This window comes from Azorhizophilus paspali (genome assembly GCF_043587585.2).
In the GTDB taxonomy this organism is placed as follows: Bacteria; Pseudomonadota; Gammaproteobacteria; order Pseudomonadales; family Pseudomonadaceae; genus Azotobacter; species Azotobacter paspali.
The window spans coordinates 4,205,905-4,222,393 of the sequence record NZ_CP171449.1; the positions used below are offsets into that span (position 1 = coordinate 4,205,905).

15 protein-coding genes and 4 pseudogenes are annotated in these 16,489 nt (G+C 61.1%); 7 read left to right on the plus strand and 12 right to left on the minus strand.

Annotated features, from left to right (window positions below; translation table 11 throughout):
* Nucleotides 1-92: 92 nt before the first annotated feature.
* Nucleotides 93-1,244 (minus strand): ABC transporter ATP-binding protein, encoded by a 1,152-nt coding sequence (locus ACGI6K_RS20455; protein ID WP_394543084.1) that lies wholly within the window; start codon nt 1,242-1,244, stop codon nt 93-95.
* A 221-nt stretch (nt 1,245-1,465) separates the two neighbouring features.
* Nucleotides 1,466-2,623, minus strand: coding sequence for a polyamine ABC transporter substrate-binding protein (locus tag ACGI6K_RS20460; protein WP_376944764.1), 1,158 nt, complete (start codon nt 2,621-2,623; stop codon nt 1,466-1,468).
* A gap of 202 nt (nt 2,624-2,825) precedes the next feature.
* Between ACGI6K_RS20460 and ACGI6K_RS20465 the strand changes: the two genes are divergently transcribed.
* Both ACGI6K_RS20465 and ACGI6K_RS20470 read left to right on the plus strand, forming a co-directional pair.
* Nucleotides 2,826-2,999 (plus strand): hypothetical protein, encoded by a 174-nt coding sequence (locus ACGI6K_RS20465; protein WP_377968859.1) that lies wholly within the window; start codon nt 2,826-2,828, stop codon nt 2,997-2,999.
* Nucleotides 2,999-3,640: pseudogene (locus tag ACGI6K_RS20470) on the plus strand (IS5 family transposase); the annotation flags it as partial. The gene ACGI6K_RS20465 and the pseudogene ACGI6K_RS20470, both read left to right, overlap by 1 nt.
* Nucleotides 3,641-3,710: 70 nt before the next feature.
* On the opposite strand, the pseudogene ACGI6K_RS20475 reads toward ACGI6K_RS20470, so the two are convergent.
* From ACGI6K_RS20475 to ACGI6K_RS20490, 4 genes and pseudogenes are all read right to left on the minus strand, one after another.
* Nucleotides 3,711-4,181 (minus strand): annotated as a pseudogene (locus ACGI6K_RS20475) (IS5 family transposase); the annotation flags it as partial.
* A 458-nt stretch (nt 4,182-4,639) separates the two neighbouring features.
* Complete coding sequence (locus tag ACGI6K_RS20480; protein ID WP_376948245.1) at nt 4,640-5,362, minus strand: methyltransferase domain-containing protein; 723 nt, start codon at nt 5,360-5,362, stop codon at nt 4,640-4,642.
* Nucleotides 5,363-5,477: 115 nt separating this feature from the next.
* On the minus strand, nt 5,478-6,179 hold the full coding sequence (locus tag ACGI6K_RS20485; protein ID WP_376948244.1) for a DNA methyltransferase: 702 nt from the start codon (nt 6,177-6,179) through the stop codon (nt 5,478-5,480).
* A complete protein-coding gene (locus ACGI6K_RS20490) occupies nt 6,166-6,528 on the minus strand; it encodes a hypothetical protein (protein WP_376948243.1) in 363 nt (120 codons plus the stop codon). Before ACGI6K_RS20490 ends, ACGI6K_RS20485 begins: the two co-directional genes overlap by 14 nt.
* 130 nt (nt 6,529-6,658) lie before the next feature.
* Between ACGI6K_RS20490 and ACGI6K_RS20495 the strand changes: the two genes are divergently transcribed.
* The gene (locus ACGI6K_RS20495) at nt 6,659-6,931 is read left to right on the plus strand and encodes a hypothetical protein (RefSeq protein WP_376948242.1); all 273 of its coding nucleotides are present in this window, start codon (nt 6,659-6,661) and stop codon (nt 6,929-6,931) included.
* Nucleotides 6,932-7,289: 358 nt separating this feature from the next.
* Nucleotides 7,290-7,597: pseudogene (locus ACGI6K_RS20500) on the plus strand (tyrosine-type recombinase/integrase); the annotation flags it as partial.
* Between the two features lie 328 nt (nt 7,598-7,925).
* On the opposite strand, the pseudogene ACGI6K_RS20505 reads toward ACGI6K_RS20500, so the two are convergent.
* The 5 genes and pseudogenes from ACGI6K_RS20505 to ACGI6K_RS20525 form a co-directional block, all read right to left on the minus strand.
* Nucleotides 7,926-8,175, minus strand: a pseudogene (locus ACGI6K_RS20505) (helix-turn-helix domain-containing protein); the annotation flags it as partial.
* 6 nt (nt 8,176-8,181) lie between these two features.
* On the minus strand, nt 8,182-8,652 hold the full coding sequence (locus ACGI6K_RS20510) for an RNA-guided endonuclease InsQ/TnpB family protein (RefSeq protein ID WP_394543089.1): 471 nt from the start codon (nt 8,650-8,652) through the stop codon (nt 8,182-8,184).
* A gap of 6 nt (nt 8,653-8,658) precedes the next feature.
* Nucleotides 8,659-10,032 (minus strand): aspartate aminotransferase family protein, encoded by a 1,374-nt coding sequence (locus ACGI6K_RS20515; RefSeq protein WP_376942908.1) that lies wholly within the window; start codon nt 10,030-10,032, stop codon nt 8,659-8,661.
* Nucleotides 10,033-10,099: 67 nt separating this feature from the next.
* On the minus strand, nt 10,100-11,461 hold the full coding sequence (locus tag ACGI6K_RS20520; RefSeq protein ID WP_376942906.1) for a glutamine synthetase family protein: 1,362 nt from the start codon (nt 11,459-11,461) through the stop codon (nt 10,100-10,102).
* Nucleotides 11,462-11,490: 29 nt separating this feature from the next.
* Nucleotides 11,491-12,243 (minus strand): gamma-glutamyl-gamma-aminobutyrate hydrolase family protein, encoded by a 753-nt coding sequence (locus tag ACGI6K_RS20525; protein WP_376942904.1) that lies wholly within the window; start codon nt 12,241-12,243, stop codon nt 11,491-11,493.
* Nucleotides 12,244-12,518: 275 nt separating this feature from the next.
* Here ACGI6K_RS20525 and ACGI6K_RS20530 point away from each other — a divergent pair, with 275 nt between their 5' ends.
* From ACGI6K_RS20530 to aguA, 3 genes are all read left to right on the plus strand, one after another.
* Nucleotides 12,519-13,895, plus strand: coding sequence for a glutamine synthetase family protein (locus ACGI6K_RS20530; RefSeq protein ID WP_376942902.1), 1,377 nt, complete (start codon nt 12,519-12,521; stop codon nt 13,893-13,895).
* A gap of 161 nt (nt 13,896-14,056) precedes the next feature.
* Complete coding sequence (gene aguB / locus ACGI6K_RS20535; RefSeq protein WP_376942900.1) at nt 14,057-14,935, plus strand: N-carbamoylputrescine amidase; 879 nt, start codon at nt 14,057-14,059, stop codon at nt 14,933-14,935.
* A 15-nt stretch (nt 14,936-14,950) separates the two neighbouring features.
* The gene (gene aguA, locus ACGI6K_RS20540) at nt 14,951-16,057 is read left to right on the plus strand and encodes an agmatine deiminase (protein ID WP_376942912.1); all 1,107 of its coding nucleotides are present in this window, start codon (nt 14,951-14,953) and stop codon (nt 16,055-16,057) included.
* 10 nt (nt 16,058-16,067) lie between these two features.
* Here the strand turns inward: aguA and ACGI6K_RS20545 are convergent, their stop codons facing one another.
* Nucleotides 16,068-16,391 carry an ArsR/SmtB family transcription factor gene (locus tag ACGI6K_RS20545; RefSeq protein ID WP_376942898.1) on the minus strand — a complete coding sequence of 108 codons (324 nt, stop codon included), beginning with the start codon at nt 16,389-16,391 and terminating at the stop codon, nt 16,068-16,070.
* Nucleotides 16,392-16,489 lie beyond the last annotated feature (98 nt).

A 16,489-nucleotide genomic window follows, 5' to 3' on the forward strand; every position in this document is an offset into this window, starting at 1 on the left:
GGCGATAACCAAGCCCCCCTGGGCAGCCCTCGCCGAAGCAGAAACACCTGACTACGAAGTCAGGAATCCTTTCTCTCCAGGGAGAGGAAAAGTCAAGCGTGCAGCACCACCCCGCTGTCGTCGAGCCAACTGACATATACCTGGTCGCCCCAGGTCGGCCGCTGGCCGTGGCGCTCGGCATTGGCCATGAAGACCTGCACCACCTGCCCCGAGGGCAGCTCGACGTAGTACATGGAATGCCCGCCCAGGTAGGCAATGTCCTTTACCCGCCCCTGCGACCAGTTGTGCTCCTCATGCTGCAGCTCGGGTTTGTCCGTGCCGAGCTGCACCTTTTCCGGGCGTAGAGCGTAGGTGACGCGCTTTTCCTCGGCGCGGGTAGAGATGCCGTGGCCGATGTAGATGGGTCGCTCCAGTTGCGGCGAGGCGACGACCGCGTGGTCGGAGCTGTCGTCCACCAGTTCGCCGTCGAACAGGTTGACGTTGCCGATGAACTCGCAGACCAGCCGGTTGGCCGGACTCTCGTAGATGTCCATCGGGCTGCCGACCTGGACGATCCGCCCCTGGCTCATGATGGCGATGCGCGCGGCCATGGTCATCGCCTCCTCCTGATCGTGGGTGACCATCACGCAGGTCACGCCGACCCGCTCGATGATCTGCACCAGTTCCAGTTGCATCTGCGAGCGCAGCTTCTTGTCCAGCGCGCCCATCGGCTCGTCGAGCAGCAGCAACTTCGGCCGCTTCGCCAGTGAACGGGCCAGTGCCACGCGCTGGCGCTGGCCGCCGGAGAGCTGGTGGGGCTTGCGCCGGGCGTACTGGGTCATCTGCACCAGCCTGAGCATTTCCGCCACGCGCTCGTCGATCTCGGCCCTGGGCAGGCGGTCCTGCTTGAGACCGAAGGCAATGTTCTGCTCCACGCTCATGTGCGGGAACAGTGCGTAGGACTGGAACATCATGTTGATCGGCCGCTCGTAGGGCGGCAGCTCGGTGATGTCCTGCCCTTCCAGATGGATGCGCCCCTCGGTCGGCCGCTCGAAACCGGCGAGCATGCGCAGCAGGGTCGACTTGCCGCAGCCGGAGCCGCCGAGCAAGGCGAAGATCTCGCCTTTGTGAATGGACAGGGAAATGCCGTCCACCGCCACCATGGCGTCGAACTTCTTGGTCACCTGGTCGATCCTGACCAGCACCTCCTTCGCCGGCTGATCGGCGGCGAGAGCATTCGTGTTAACACCGGCGACAGTCGCCATGATCTCAACTCCACTCAAGAACAGGAGGCCTCCGGTCGCCCCGTCGGCCTTCGGCCGACCAGCCCGTGGGAGGCGGCATATCGGATTGCAAAGCGCCCGCCGGCCGGCGAAGCGCTTCCCTTGGTTGGGCCGGCCGCGCCTTCCCGCCGGGCGCGGCGGTCCGCAGCAAGAGACGCGCCTGGCCAGCGGCGCGACACGTCCTTTTGTGAACGCCGGTCTCGTCAGGACCCCGACTTGATCCGGGTCCAGCTACGGGTCATGGCACGCTGCACGTTGGCGGCCAGATCCGGGAAGGTGTAGAGCTTCTTCAGCACCTCCCGGCTCGGATAGATGCCCGGATCGGTGCGGATCGCCTCGTCGACCAGCGGCGTGGCCGCGGCGTTGCCGTTGGGGAAACGCACCTCGTTGGTGATTCCGGCGATCACCTGCGGCTTCATCAGGTAATTGATGAAGGCATGGGCCTGATCGACGTTCTTCGCATCGGCCGGAATGGCCAGTACGTCGAAGAAGCTGCCGGCGCCTTCCTTGGGAATGCTGTAGCCGATCTTGACGTTGTTGCCGACTTCCTCGGCGCGCGCCTTGGACTGGTAGATGTCGCCGGAATAACCGACGGCCACGCAAGTATCGCCGTTGGCCAAGTCGGAAATGTACTTGGAGGAATGGAAGTAGGCCACGTTCGGGCGGATCTTCAGGAACAGCTCCTCGGCCTTCTTCAGTTCTTCGGGATTATCGCTATCGGACGCGAAGCCCAGGTAATGCAGGGCGGCCGGCAGCATCTCGGTCGGCGAATCGAGGAAGGACACGCCGCAAGCCTTCAGCTTCTCGATGTTCTCGGGCTTGAACACCAGGTCCCAGGAATCCACCGGCGCCTGGTCGCCGAGAGCGGCCTTGACCTTGTCGACGTTGTAGCCGATGCCGATGGTGCCCCACATGTAGGGCACCGCGTACTGGTTGCCCGGATCACTCGGCTCGAGTGCCTTGAGCAGGTCCTTGTCGAGGTTCTGCCAGTTCGGCAGCTTGCTCCTGTCCAGCTTCTGGAACACCCCGGCCTTGATCTGCTTGGCCAGGAAGGGGTTGGACGGCACCACCACGTCGTAGCCGGAACTGCCAGCGAGCAGCTTGGCCTCCAGCACCTCGTTGCTGTCGAACACGTCGTAGACCACCCGGATGCCGCTTTCCGTGGTGAAGTCCGCCAGGGTGTTCTCGCCGATATAGTCCGACCAGTTGTAGACATGCAGAGCCGGCGCGGCCGGCGCCGTGGCCGCGGGGGCTGCCGCGCCGGTAGCCTCCGCCTGCTTGCCCGCGTTTCCGTCGGGTTTGTCGCATGCGGCGAGCATGCCTAGGGAGAGCGCGAGAAGGGTCTTACCAAAGTGATTCATGCGTACCGCTCCTTTTGTCGTTGAGGTCTGCGGGAGGGCGGCGCCTGCGCGCTGCCGCCCGGCCCGGACGGCTCAGGGTGGTGCAACGGCGCGCAGTCTGGCAAGGCTCGGGGCTGGTTTACAAGCACCAGGAGGGCACCTCTAAAAACCCTCGCGTCCCGAGGGTAAACTCGACGGTTTGTTGATCCCCCGGAGCCTGCCGATGTTCAGTCTGTTTGCCGACCAGGAGCGAGAAGCCAAACTCGATAGCCTAGGCGACCCACTGGCTCTACTGGACAAGCATGTGGACTTTGCATCCCTGGCAGCCGAGATCGACGCAGAGCGCCTCGCTCCAGCCGCGCCAAGGGCGGTCGGCCACCTTATCCAACAGAGCTGATGACGCGCCTGCTGGTGCTCCAGCAACTGTTCAACCTGTCCGACGAGCAGATGGAGTTCCAACTGCTCGAGCGCATGAGTTTCCAGCGTTTTGCCGGGTTGAAAAACGCCGGCCGAGTGCCGGATCGCAACACGATCTGGGTCTTTCGCGAGCGCCTGGTACAGGCCCACGTCGAGCATCGGATCTTTGCCGAGGTGCAGCGTCAGTTGCAGGAGCACCGCTTGCGGGCCCGCGAGGGGCAGATCATCGATGCCAGCATTATCCGGGCACCGATCCAGCACAACACCGCCGATGAGCAGGCCATGGTGAAGGCGCAGGCCCTACCGGTCGAATGGTCGCCCGCCAAGCGCCGGCAAAAGGATGTCGAGGCGCGCGGGACGAAGAAACACGGCAAGTCGTACTTCGGCTACAAGCTGTCGGTCAGCGTGGATCGCCAGCACACGTTGATTCGCTGCGTGAAGGTAAGCGATGCCAGCGAGGCCGATACCCCGCATTGGGTGGATGTGCTCGACCGAAGCAATAGCAGCCGGGACTTCTGGGCGGATCGTGGGTATCACGACAGACCCCGGGAGCGCTGGCTCCACCTGATCGGCTGGCGGCCATCTATCCAGCGCAAAGGCCAGGCCGGCAAGCCGATCGGTGGACGGGACAAGGCACGAAACAAACGCATAGCCAGTCCCCGAGCCCGGGTCGAACATGTCTGCCAGCCTGGCCCAGATGGGTGGCAAGGCTGGCAGGGCCATCCCCAGCTTGCCCAGGGGTCAGGGAGAAGGCGAGAACGCGGCGATCATCCGCGGCAGCCAAATGAACGTTGGTGGTCCAGCCCCCTCGGGAGCGCCCGATGATTGGGCAGCGTTTTTTTGGTGCGCCCGTGCCATCGGGATGCACCTTGACGACGGTGCTGTCCAGGCTGACCGACTCCAGGCGAATCCTAACCAGTTGCTCAGTCTGCATCGGCACGAACACGCGATCGAGCACGCTGGCCTTGGCCTAACGATTCAGGCGAGTGTAGATCGTGTGCCAATTGCCGAAACGTTCGGGCAATGCACGCCATTTACAGCCATTCTCAGCCAGGTACAGTATGGCGTTGAGCACTTGCAGGTTGTCGAGCGAGACACGGGCGCGTTGCCGTGGCAGGCAATAATCTTCGATGCGGCGGAATTGGGCAGGGGTCAGTTCCATACGCCAATTATAACAGTTAGTGTTAACAGGCCCTAACACATTACAATGTTGCTTCTGGCGATGCCTGGATAGTTCTTTTTTCTTCAGAGCACAAGATGTTTTTCAAGTATCAAACTAAGATTACAACATCAATAGCGATATGCTTACATCCTACAGGTAGTATTTCCTCACCGGAGCCAGAGGAAATTTAACATGTAAGACTCTAGAACCCAGGTTCTAGGGTTTGTCTGAAAAGTCGGCACGTAAGCATTTTTCAATGCAGGCCAGCGTGACCATAGCTTTGATGGTGCGCAAGAAGCTGATGGGGATGGGTGAGTTACGCCTTGGATGAACGAGGTGGGTTTAAAAGCCTGCCTCAGAACACATTAGCAGGCTGAATTATGCCCATCATGAACGGGTAACGCTCGTGATTGCTAGCCTCTGCTTGGCAAATGCTAACTTGATCGGAGGTTCCCTAATCAGCCAATCAGTTCAAGAAGCAACTTGACGCATTCATCAATATTCTCTTGTGTTCTGCCGATCACCCAATACTCATGATCTCGGCATAATTTCTTGGGATCAGATATAGATTTAACATTGAGTCCGCTTGAGAGAAACTGCTCTTTCAGAATTATCCTCGATTCGATTCGACGGCGATAGACGTTCGCGACTAGAACACCGTCCTGAGCTAGACACCTGGCAACCTCTGAAATTTGAGCTGGATAGAAAGGAAATTGAAATACAAACACAGCAACTATTAGATCAAACTGGCCATCCCTATATTTGAGATCTGGTGCCGACTCTGAAAACTCGTTGAACTCGTTTGGCTCGGTCAGCCCGCCTCTCACCTCCTCATCTGCATCTGCGAGTGCGTAAAAGGTACCGGTTGGTGCCGACTCAAAGAGCGGATGGCGGCCTGCGCCAATCTCTAGAATATTTCGCGCCCCAAGACGCCTCGTAAGCAAGCGGAAATTTTCTTTCACTTCCTTATTTACGGGGTTAATCGACTGCGGAACTCCTAATCTGGCTCGACATAGGCTGCTAACCTCCGCAGGCGACATTTCGTCAAGATGTTCTCTGCGGACATAAAATCCATCCATAAAACGATATAGCCGCCCACCATCATATTCGATCACATCAGGACCAACATTCTTATCACGAAGTTTAAAAACACCTTCCGAAACCTCTTCTACGTCGTGCATCCAACCCATCTTAATCCCCCTTTAAATTTTCGAAGATCAATATATTTTCGCCATTTACTTTAGTTATCAAACAACGCCTACTATTTTTATATGTCTATCGCCCTAAACACCAAATTTACTTCATTTCTCGAAGCACACTCAATAAGTAGCTCGCCACGTGAACAATCGCAGCTTCAAATGAAGTTGCAGATGAGTGCAAGTGGCTACCTGCTGCTTGCGCAAAAATAGTTAGCTCGTCTTTATAGACAATCTCCTCTGGCTTGGGTTTGATATTGTCGCAGCCCCAGCCCCAATGCCTTCTTTGGGACGAGCAATTCTTTAACACTCCTGAAAAAACGGAAAGAAAAAACCTGCGAAGCAACCGGTCTTCTATCGTGATTATTTCGGTGAGCAACCGATTTAATACCTGCAAAGTCTCGCTATGATACCAAGCTGAAGGCTCTTCCTTATTCGGATACTCATCACGACGTCCATTCCCTAATACCCCACTACCTACTCGACGAAGGACGGACTCCAACGTGATTTCAAACAATTTAGGCTCAGGATAAGAAAGCTTAGCGTCAGCCATAAGAGGCGCGACAGGGCTGTTATCGACTCCGATAAATTTCCAGCCTAAGCGGATAGCTTCTACCCCAGTTGTGCCAGATCCGCAAAAGGGGTCCATCACAACTGACTCAGTGTCAGTGAAAAACGCTATCAAAGTACCTGGAATAGCTGCTAGATATGTAGCAGGATACCAATGGATCGAGTCGATACCGGAGTTCGACAGCGTTGGGAATGACCAGTCAATCCGACCTAAACTTTCAATAATACCCAAAGCCTAACTCGCTATTTTCTACCAAAAACTCTTCTGTATAACTTTCAGGGAAGTCGAATTGGAACTCTGAGACACAGAACAAATTTCGAAATTCGCCAATCACATTTTCTCGCCATTCGCTGTGTTCGCCCTTCTTCAGCTTGTGTTTCCCTGGAGTTTTTTTCACAAGGGCCACCATGCAACTCGTGGAATTCTCACCAATTGTAGTACCTGTCCATCCGTCTCCCGGCACAACAATTTTTCTAGTTATCAGTCCTTTTTCATTCCATACGAAATAGCCGTAATCTTCCCCAAACATCGGAACGGCCTTCGCCATATACTCTTTGAAGTGGCTTTCCAGGAACCACACCTGTATATCGTGTACGAGATGTCGCTCTCCCGAGAATCAGATCCGACAACCGACCTTCATGGCTAAACTCCGGTGACTTTCGCTTGAACTCAGACTCAACTAAATGTCCGTAGGGCGGAATGGCCGCATCATGAAGCATCGCAGCTGCAATCATAACTTTAGTGGCATGCGCATCAAGGTGATGCTCGACGACACAAATTCAAAGTTATATAGGCCACACCAATTAAATGAGGCAGCCGACGCGACCTACCAAGTTCTTGTATTAATGGAACATCAAAATTCATATGCCGCATATTACGGAGCCTATGAATTTCTCGACTATCAATCAGCTCTTCAAGCAGCGAAACAATATTCTTATCCGAAAATCGGATTATACCGTGCAAAATATCATGGAATTCCATAAGCCCCCTTTTTCAGGGTGGCACCCCACCCGCTCATGCAAGTTATACCTCAAGCATATCGTTTCACTATATGCAACACAGTGAATGATAGGAAAGACAGGCAGGCTATCGCTTTCTCATTTGCGTCTACTCAAATGACGATGTGCCACACCTCTCACAGCAACCAAGCAAGAAAGGACACCAGCCAACCAGCGATCACTAAGTTGTCGTACCGTCATAACCTACCTCCCTGTTTGATTTCAGTTTGACAGTATCGGCCAGTGACATGAAGTGAGTCACCACAAACAGGAGGAGGAAATTGGATGCGGTGTAGATGAAATATTCTCTCAATTGAGAATACCAATCAGTTAAATACGGGGCTGGGGTTGGCAGTACGTCTTTCCCGCTGCCGGGCTATCGGTAGACCCCAGGTCGGGAACGGTGCGTCGTCATCATCTGGACGAGAAGCGTATCCAGCAAGGATTCAAGCGCGCAGTGCAGGAGGCCGGAATCGTCAAACTAGCCACGCCCCATACCTTACGCTACTGTTTCGCCACCCATCTGCAGGAGAACGGGCAGGACATCCGTACCGTGCAGGAGTTGTTGGGCCATGCAAATCCACCATGATCTACCCCCATGTGCTCAACTGGGGCGGCCTGGGCGTGTTGAGTCCATTGGACCGCCCTTGAAGGATTCCCGCTTTCGCCACGAACAAGCCAAACGCCATCCAGCCTACCGCCCGGCTTGTTTCATCCCTACTTCGAATGCCTGCCATTCAACCTGGCATTTCACTCGCGGTCAGGTCCAGCAAGCTGGGTAAACAACGACTCCGCCTTGTCTACCAATACAAACGGCGGGCAATCACTACGCGAGTTGCCCACTCAACCAACTTGACCGCCGCCTGCAGACGCCTCTCCAGTCGGCCCGGTGCAGTTCGGCGAACCGGGCACGGCAAGTGCGTTCGCCGATCGCCAGCACGCCCATAAAAAGCCCTGCACTTGACGAGTACTCTACGGATCAGATCGCAACCACTCTTTCGGCCATGTCGAGATACTGCTCGACCAACTTAATAAGAACGGGCGGCCTGGGCATTCGGCTTGGCCTGCTCCCATTTGCGCAGGGTGCCCGTGTTGATGCGGAAGCTGTGAGCAAACACCTGCTGGGACATGTGCATTTTCTTGCGCAAGGCGACGATCTCGCTCGCCGACACCTCCGGTGCCGGCCTTTCCCCGAGCGCGTATTGGCGCAGGGTGATCTTACCGTTCTGTTAGACCTATCCAAAGCTCCCCATAGGTAGCTTTTTGCTAACTTCCTGCTTCGACGGGGCCGGTTTCACCCTGGCGTTGCCGCCAGGGCCAGCGCCTTCCCCTCCACAGGCCGACACCGTGGAACTCACGGCGTAATGCTTCAAATTGATTGCCGCGTTGCCGTCCCGGTCGTGCCGGGCCTGGCAGTCTGGGCACGTCCAGGTACGCACCGCCAACGGCAGGCTCTCCCGCACATGCCAGCAGCACGAGCAGGTCTTGCTGCTGGCGAACCAGCGATCCGCCACCACCACCTCGCCGCCGCGCATCTCGCTCTTGTAGTCGAGCTGGCGGCGGAACTCGAAGAACCCCCTGTCCGCGATGGAGCGTGCCAGACGGCGCACCCTGCTTTTCAGCTCCGCAGTGATGGGCTGCTTGAGCAGGTAGGGTGCAACCCGCCGGACATGGCGAAGACATACGCCGAAATCGGCGGGTTCCACCCGCCCTCAGCCCGGCATTTCGCTCGCCGTCAGATCCAGACAATGCCGCGCTTTGGCAATCAACTCGTCGATCTCCGCCTTGGAAATCACCAACGGCGGCGCGATTATCATGGTGTCGCCGACCGCGCGCATCACCAGGCCGTTGGCGAAGCAGTGCTCGCGGCAGCGCAGGCCGGCGGCCTGGTCGGCGGGGAAGCGTTCGCGGGTCTTTTTGTCCTTGACCAGCTCCAGCGCGGCGAGCATGCCGAGACCGCGGACTTCGCCGACCAGCGGATGCTCGGCCAGCTCCCGCCAACGCCGTTGCAGGTAGGGACCGGTATGGGTGCGGACCCGCTCGACGATGCCCTCCTCGCGCAGCAGGCGGATGTTCTCCAGGGCCAGCGCGGCCGCCACCGGGTGCCCGGAGTAGGTGAAGCCGTGGTAGAACTCGCCGCCCTCTTCGAGCGCTTCGACGATGCTGTCGCGCACCACCACTCCGCCCATTGGCAGGTAGCCGGAAGTCAGGCCCTTGGCGATCGCCATCAGGTCCGGTTCCAGCCCGTAGTACTGGCTACCGAACCACTCGCCGGTGCGGCCGAAGCCGCAGATCACCTCGTCGGCGGCGAACAGGATGTCGTACTTCTGGAGAATCTCGCGGATGCGCGGCCAGTAGCTCTCCGGCGGGACGATCACCCCGCCGGCGCCCTGGATCGGTTCGGCGATGAAGGCGGCGACCCGTTCCTCGCCAATCTCGAGGATCTTGCGTTCGAGCTGGTCGGCGACGCGGATGCCGAATGCCTCCGGATCGAGGTCGCCGCCTTCGCCGAACCAATAGGGCTGGTCGATGTGCTCGATGCCGGGGATCGGCAGGTCGCCCTGGCCGTGCATGGCCTTCATGCCGCCCAGGCTGGCGCCGGCGACGGTGGAGCCGTGGTAGCCGTTCCAGCGGCCGATAACGACATTCTTCCGTGGCTGCCCCTTGATCGCCCAGTAATGCCGCACCAGGCGCAGCACGGTATCGTTGGCCTCCGAGCCGGAGCCGGTGAAGAACACATGATGCATGCCCGGCGGCGCCAGTTCGGCGATCGCCTGGGCCAATTCCACGGCCGGCGGATGGACGGTCTGGAAGAACAGGTTGTAGTAGGGCAGCTCGCGCATCTGTCGGCTGGCCGCCTCGACCAGTTCCTCGCGGCCATAGCCGACGTTGACGCACCAGAGTCCGGCCATGCCGTCGAGGATGCGGTTGTCTTCGCTATCCAACAGGTAGACGCCGGAGGCGCGGGTGATGATCCGCGGGCCATGCTCCTTGAGCTGCCTGTAGTCGCTGAACGGCGGCAGGTGGTGGGCATGGCTGAGCGCCTGCCAGTGCCGGGTCTGCGGATTGCCGGTGGCGTCTTTCATGGAAAGCCCTCCTCTACGCGGGGCACGGCCCACTGGGCGGCGGACGGGCCGGGAAAAGCCTAGCGGATCACACCGAGAGCAGCAGGAAGGCCCGCTCCCAGGAACTGATCACCCGCTTGAAGTTCTCGTTCTCGGCGCGCTTCACCGCGATGTAGGCGGTGATGAAGCGCGGGTTCAGGTAGCGCTCCAGTGCGCGGCAGTTCTCCATGCGCTCCAGCGCCGCCTCCAGGGTCAGCGGCAGTCGCAGGCTGCGCCGCTCGTAGCCGCGCCCCTGCACCGGGGCACTCGGCTGCAACTGCTCGACCATGCCGACGTAGCCGCACAGGAGGCTCGCGGCGATGGCTAGGTAGGGGTTGGCATCGGCGCCCGGCAGGCGGTTCTCCACCCGCCGGTTGTGCGGCGCGGAGTCCGGCACGCGCAGGCCGACGGTACGGTTTTCCTCGCCCCACTCGACGTTGACAGGCGCCGAGGTGCCGGGCAGGAAGCGGCGAAACGAGTTGACATTGGGCGCGAACAACGGCAGCAGTTCGGGAATGTATTTCTGTAATCCGCCGATATGGTTAAGGAACAGCTCGCTCATGGAGCCGTCTGGAGCGGAGAAGATGTTCTGCCCGTCGCGGTCGAGCACGCTCTGGTGCAGGTGCATGGCGCTGCCCGGCTCACCGGTCATCGGCTTGGCCATGAAGGTGGCGGTGACGTTGTGCTTGAGCGCCGCCTCGCGCAGGGTGCGCTTGAACACGAAGATCTGGTCGGCCAGATGCAGCGCTTCGCCGTGACGGAAGTTGATTTCCATCTGCGCGGTGCCTTCCTCGTGGATCAGGGTGTCCAGATCCAGGCCCTGAGCCTCGCACCAGTCGTACATATCCTCGAACAGCGGGTCGAACTCGTTGGCCGCGTCGATGGAGAACGACTGGCGGCCGATCTCCTGACGGCCGGAGCGGCCCACCGGGGCCTGCAGCGGGTAGTCGGGGTCGCCGCTGCGCTGGGTCAGGTAGAATTCCATCTCCGGCGCGACGATCGGCTGCCAGCCGCGCTCGGCGTACATCGCCAGCACCTTCTTGAGCAGATTGCGCGGCGACAGCTCGATGGGGTTGCCCCACTTGTCGCAGGTGTCGTGGATCACCATAGCGGTCGGCTCGACGGCCCAGGGCACGAGGAATGCCGCGCTCTCGTCGGGATGGCAGAACATGTCGATCTCGGCCGGATCGAGCAGCCGGTAATAGACGTCCTCGTTCACATAGTCACCGGTCACGGTCTGCAGCAGCACGCTCTCGGGCAGGCGCATGCCCCGCTCGGCGATGAACTTGCTGGTCGGCGCGATCTTGCCGCGGGCGATACCGGTCATGTCGCTGATCAGGCACTCGACCTCGGTGATCTTGCGCTCTTTCAGCCAGAGGGTGAGACGTTCCAGCTTGCCACTGGCGTTCATGATGACACTCCTTACCTTGCATTCGCTCGCTAACGACGCTCCGCCCGACGCCGGCAAGCGTCGCCGAAAGCCTGGAACAGGACTTGGGAACAGGGATTGGTATGGAACTGCCACTCCGGATGCCACTGCACGCCGAGGGCGAAGGTCTTCGCGCCCTCGACGGAAAACGCCTCGATCAGCCCGTCCGGGGCCAGCCCTTCCGTGCGCAAGCCGGGAGCCAGGCGCTCGATGCCCTGGCCATGCAGCGAGTTGACCTCGATCCGCCGGGGCAGGCCCATTCCGTCGAGCAGCCCGCCGGGCTGCACGTGCAGCGCATGGCGCGGCCCGTACTGGATTTCCAACGCCTCATCCTCCACCTCCCGGTGGTCGGCGTAGGGGCCAGCCTCGTGGACCTTCTGGTGCAGGCTGCCGCCGAAGGCCACGTTCATTTCCTGGAAGCCCCGGCAGATGCCGAGCAACGGCACGCCGGCGGCAACCGCGGCGCGGATCAGCGGCAGCGTGGTGCTGTCGCGGGCCGGATCGTGAGGGGTACCCGACGCGCTGGCGGCCCCTCGATAATGATGGGGTTCGACGTTCGACGGCGAGCCGGTGCAGAGCAGGCCGTCGAGCCGCTCCAGCAGGGCCTCCCGGTCGATCAGCTCGCCCAGCGCGGGAACGATCAGCGGCAGGCCCCCGGCGCCCTCCGCCACCGCTCGCAGGTACTTGTCGCCGGCGATATGGAAGGGGTGCGAACCGATCTGCCGGGTGCAAGCGGTCACGCCGATCAAAGGCAGGCAAGGCATGGCATCATCCTGACTGTCGGAAGAGTGGAGTCGAGCTTAGTCTTGTTCATTTTTTTAGACAACAGACTGCGAGGCGAAACGGTATATCCTGCACCGGCCCAGCCCTATACAGCTTCGCCGCCGCTTCGAAGAGCCTCCCGGAAGGGCCGGAAAATCGACATGCAAGCCCCATTCCGAACCGACGGCAGCCAGCCTTGACAGCGACTTGGCTTTGGGATTGACTCAGCATTGATGCAATGAATGATTGAAATTTTAAACAATCAAGGTGTTACATCATGTCGGTACCCGAGCGTGCCGTTCAGCTAAACGAAGCGAACGCGTTCCTCAAGGAACATCCCGAGGTGTTGTTCGTCGACCTGCTTATCGCCGACATGAACGGCGTGGTGCGCGGCAAACGCATCGAACGAACCAGTCTGCACAAGGTATACGAACAGGGCATCAACCTGCCCGCCTCGCTGTTTGCCCTGGATATCAACGGCACCACCGTCGAGAGCAGCGGCCTGGGCCTGGACATCGGCGACGCCGACCGCATCTGCTACCCGATCCCCGGCACCCTGAGCAAGGAGCCCTGGCAGAAACGCCCCACCGCGCAGCTTTTGATGACTATGCACGAGCGCGACGGCACGCCTTTCTTCGCCGACCCGCGGGAAGTGCTGCGCCAGGTGGTGGCCCGCTTCGAGGAGCTAGAGCTGACCGTCTGCGCCGCCTTCGAGCTGGAGTTCTACCTAATCGACCAGGAAAACGTGAACGGCCGACCGCAGCCGCCGCGCTCGCCGATCTCCGGCAAGCGCCCGCAGTCGAGCCAGGTCTACCTGATCGACGATCTCGACGAATACGTCGACTGCCTGCAGGACATCCTCGAAGGCGCCAAGGAACAGGGCATCCCGGCCGACGCCATCGTCAAAGAAAGCGCCCCGGCGCAGTTCGAGGTCAACCTCCACCACGTCGCCGACCCGATCAAGGCCTGCGACCACGCCGTGCTGCTCAAGCGGCTGATCAAGAACATCGCCTACGACCACGAGATGGACTCCACCTTCATGGCCAAGCCCTACCCAGGCCAGGCCGGCAACGGGTTGCACATGCACATCTCGATCCTCGACAAGGACGGCAGAAACATCTTCGCCGGTGACGATCCCCGGCAGAACGCCACCCTGCGCCACACGATCGGCGGCGTGCTGGAAACCATGTCGGCCTCGATGGCCTTCCTCTGTCCCAACGTCAATTCCTATCGCCGCTTCGGCGCCCAGTTCTACGTACCCAACGCGCCTTGCTGGGGCCTGGACAACCGTACCGTGGCCCTGCGTGTGCCGACCGGCAGCGCGGATGCGGTGCGCATCGAGCACCGCGTCGCCGGCGCCGATGCCAATCCCTACCTGGCGATGGCCGCGCTGCTCGCCGGCGCGCACCACGGACTGGTCGGGCGGATCGAGCCGGGCGAGCCGATCGAGGGCAACTCCTACGAGCAGGTCGAGCCCGGCCTGCCCAACAACCTGCGCGACGCGCTGCGCCGGCTGGACGAGGACGAGATCCTCTCCCGCTATATCAGTCCGGACTACATCGACGTATTCGTCGCCTGCAAGGAGAGCGAGCTGGAGCAATTCGAATACTCGATCTCGGACCTGGAATACAACTGGTATCTGCACACGGTCTGACCGGCCGGCCGGAAAACGACCGCGTCGCAACGCGCCCCCGGCGCTTCGCCCAGGTTTCGCGCGCCACCTTTCAGCCGCTGGCAGCGACTTCGCAACGTCATTTGACCCCGGCATCATCCTCTGCCAGCTTGAAGCTTTCCGCATCCCGCCACGAGGTCGCCATGTCCCGCATCGTCACCGTCGCCGCCACCCAGATGGCCTGTTCCTGGGATCGCGCCGCCAACATCGCCAACGCCGAACGGCTGGTGCGCGAGGCCGCGGCCAGGGGCGCGCAGGTCATCCTGCTCCAGGAACTGTTCGAGACCCCCTACTTCTGCCAGAAGCCGAACCCGGACTACCTGCAACTGGCCACCACGGTCGAGGAAAACCCGGCCATCCGCCATTTCCGGAAGATCGCCGCCGAACTGCAGGTGGTGCTGCCAATCAGCTTCTACGAGCGGGCCGGGCGGGCGCGCTTCAACAGCATCGCCATCCTCGATGCAAACGGGCAGATGCTCGGCCTCTACCGCAAGAGCCATATCCCGGACGGTCCCGGCTACCACGAGAAGTACTACTTCAATCCCGGCGACACCGGCTTCAAGGTCTGGCAGACCCGCTACGGGCGGATCGGCGTGGCCATCTGCTGGGACCAGTGGTTCCCGGAAAGCGCGCGCAGCATGGCGCTGCAGGGCGCCGAGCTGCTGCTCTACCCCACCGCCATCGGCAGCGAGCCCCACGACCCGAGCATCCTCTCCCGCGACCACTGGCAGCGCGTGCAGCAGGGCCACGCCGGCGCCAACCTGACCCCGTTGATTGCCAGTAACCGCATCGGCCGCGAGGTGCAGGAGGACTACCACATCGACTTCTACGGCTCGTCGTTCATCGCCGACCAGTCCGGCGCCAAGGTCGAGGAACTGAACGAGACGGAGGAAGGCGTGCTGGTGCACGGCTTCGATCTCGACCGCCTTGAGCACGTGCGCAGCGCTTGGGGGGTGTTCCGCGACCGCCGGCCCAACCTGTACGGCGCGCTCAAGACCCTCGACGGCAGCCTGGAGTCCTGAGGCATGTCCGAACCGATGCGAACCCTGAGCGGCACGCCGCGCGCCGACGGCTTCCGCATGCCCGCCGAGTGGGAGCCGCACGCCCAGACCTGGATGCTCTGGCCAGAACGCCCGGACAACTGGCGGCTCGGCGGCAAGCCGGCACAGGCCGCCTTCGCCGCGGTGGCCCGCGCCATCGCCCGCTTCGAGCCGGTGAGCGTCGGCGTCTCGGCGGCGCAGTACGAGAACGCCTGCGTCCGCCTCGCCGGCACCGACATTCGGGTGATCGAACTGAGCAGCGACGACGCATGGGTACGTGACAGCGGACCGACCTTCGTGGTCAACGACGCTGGTGAGGTGCGTGGCGTGGACTGGACCTTCAACGCCTGGGGCGGCCTCGCCGGCGGCCTGTACGCGCCCTGGAACCGCGACGACCAGGTGGCGCGCAAGATCCTCGGTATCGAGCGCTGTGCCCGCTACCGCACCGAGGGCTTCGTGCTGGAAGGCGGCGCCATCCACGTCGACGGCGAGGGCACCCTGCTCACCACCGAGGAATGCCTGCTCAACCCGAACCGCAACCCGCATCTTTCTCGCGAAGAGATCGAGGCCGTGCTCGCCGGACACCTGGCCGTCGAACGGGTGATCTGGCTGCCGCAGGGGTTGTACAACGACGAAACCGACGGCCATGTCGACAACTTCTGCTGCTTCGTGCGTCCCGGCGAGGTGCTGCTGGCCTGGACCGACGACCCGCAGGACCCCAACTACCCGCGTTGCCGGGCGGCGCTGGAGGTGCTCGAACGGGTTCGCGACGCCCGCGGCCGGCTCCTGCGCGTGCAGCGGATGCCGATCCCCGGTCCGCTGCATGCCAGCACGGAGGAATGCGCCGGCGTCGATCCGGTAGCCGGCAGCCAGCCGCGCGATCCGTCGATCCGCCTGGCCGCTTCCTACGTGAATTTCCTGATCGTCAACGGCGGCATCGTCGCGCCGGCCTTCGACGATCCACGCGACGCCGAGGCCGAGGCTCTTCTCCGGCAGTCGTTCCCTGGGCGCGAAGTGTTGATGCTGCCCGGCCGCGAGATTCTCCTCGGCGGTGGCAACATCCACTGCATCACCCAGCAGCAGCCGGCCGCACGGCGACGCTGAACGGTCCCGCTCAGCATCCGTTGGCGCAAAACAGTTGGTAGAGCGTTTCGATCACCGCCAGGGCTTGCGGGCTGCTGATCCGGTAGTGGATCTGCTTGCCGTCGCGACGGGTCGCCACCAGCCCTTCGCGGCGCAGCACGCCCAGTTGCTGGGACAGGGTCGGCTGGCGGATGCCCAGCAGGACCTCCAGCTCACCGACATTGCGTTCGCCATGGGACAGTTGGCAGAGCAACATGAGGCGATCGGGGTTGGCCAGCACCTTGAGCAGTTGCTCGGCCTGGCCGGCGGATTCGCGTAGGCGCTGGATGTCGATGGCGGACGTGGTTTCGGTCATGGGCAAGAAGCTCGATTGCGCTGGGCATAAGCTATTTAGAGACAACGGCTTTTTCAACGCCTGACGGCGCGGGAAGACGAGCGCAACGCAGGAGAGAT

What these genes read in the sequence shown, in the direction of transcription:
- ACGI6K_RS20480 (WP_376948245.1), bottom strand. Translation starts at nt 5,362, where the DNA reads ATGCACGACGTAGAAGAGGTTTCGGAAGGTGTTTTTAAACTTCGTGAT.
- ACGI6K_RS20460 (WP_376944764.1), bottom strand. Translation starts at nt 2,623, where the DNA reads ATGAATCACTTTGGTAAGACCCTTCTCGCGCTCTCCCTAGGCATGCTC.
- ACGI6K_RS20465 (WP_377968859.1), top strand. Translation starts at nt 2,826, where the DNA reads ATGTTCAGTCTGTTTGCCGACCAGGAGCGAGAAGCCAAACTCGATAGC.
- ACGI6K_RS20545 (WP_376942898.1), bottom strand. Translation starts at nt 16,391, where the DNA reads ATGACCGAAACCACGTCCGCCATCGACATCCAGCGCCTACGCGAATCC.
- aguA (WP_376942912.1), top strand. Translation starts at nt 14,951, where the DNA reads ATGCGAACCCTGAGCGGCACGCCGCGCGCCGACGGCTTCCGCATGCCC.
- ACGI6K_RS20530 (WP_376942902.1), top strand. Translation starts at nt 12,519, where the DNA reads ATGTCGGTACCCGAGCGTGCCGTTCAGCTAAACGAAGCGAACGCGTTC.
- ACGI6K_RS20455 (WP_394543084.1), bottom strand. Translation starts at nt 1,244, where the DNA reads ATGGCGACTGTCGCCGGTGTTAACACGAATGCTCTCGCCGCCGATCAG.
- ACGI6K_RS20515 (WP_376942908.1), bottom strand. Translation starts at nt 10,032, where the DNA reads ATGAAAGACGCCACCGGCAATCCGCAGACCCGGCACTGGCAGGCGCTC.
- ACGI6K_RS20525 (WP_376942904.1), bottom strand. Translation starts at nt 12,243, where the DNA reads ATGCCTTGCCTGCCTTTGATCGGCGTGACCGCTTGCACCCGGCAGATC.
- ACGI6K_RS20495 (WP_376948242.1), top strand. Translation starts at nt 6,659, where the DNA reads ATGAAGCATCGCAGCTGCAATCATAACTTTAGTGGCATGCGCATCAAG.
- ACGI6K_RS20520 (WP_376942906.1), bottom strand. Translation starts at nt 11,461, where the DNA reads ATGAACGCCAGTGGCAAGCTGGAACGTCTCACCCTCTGGCTGAAAGAG.
- aguB (WP_376942900.1), top strand. Translation starts at nt 14,057, where the DNA reads ATGTCCCGCATCGTCACCGTCGCCGCCACCCAGATGGCCTGTTCCTGG.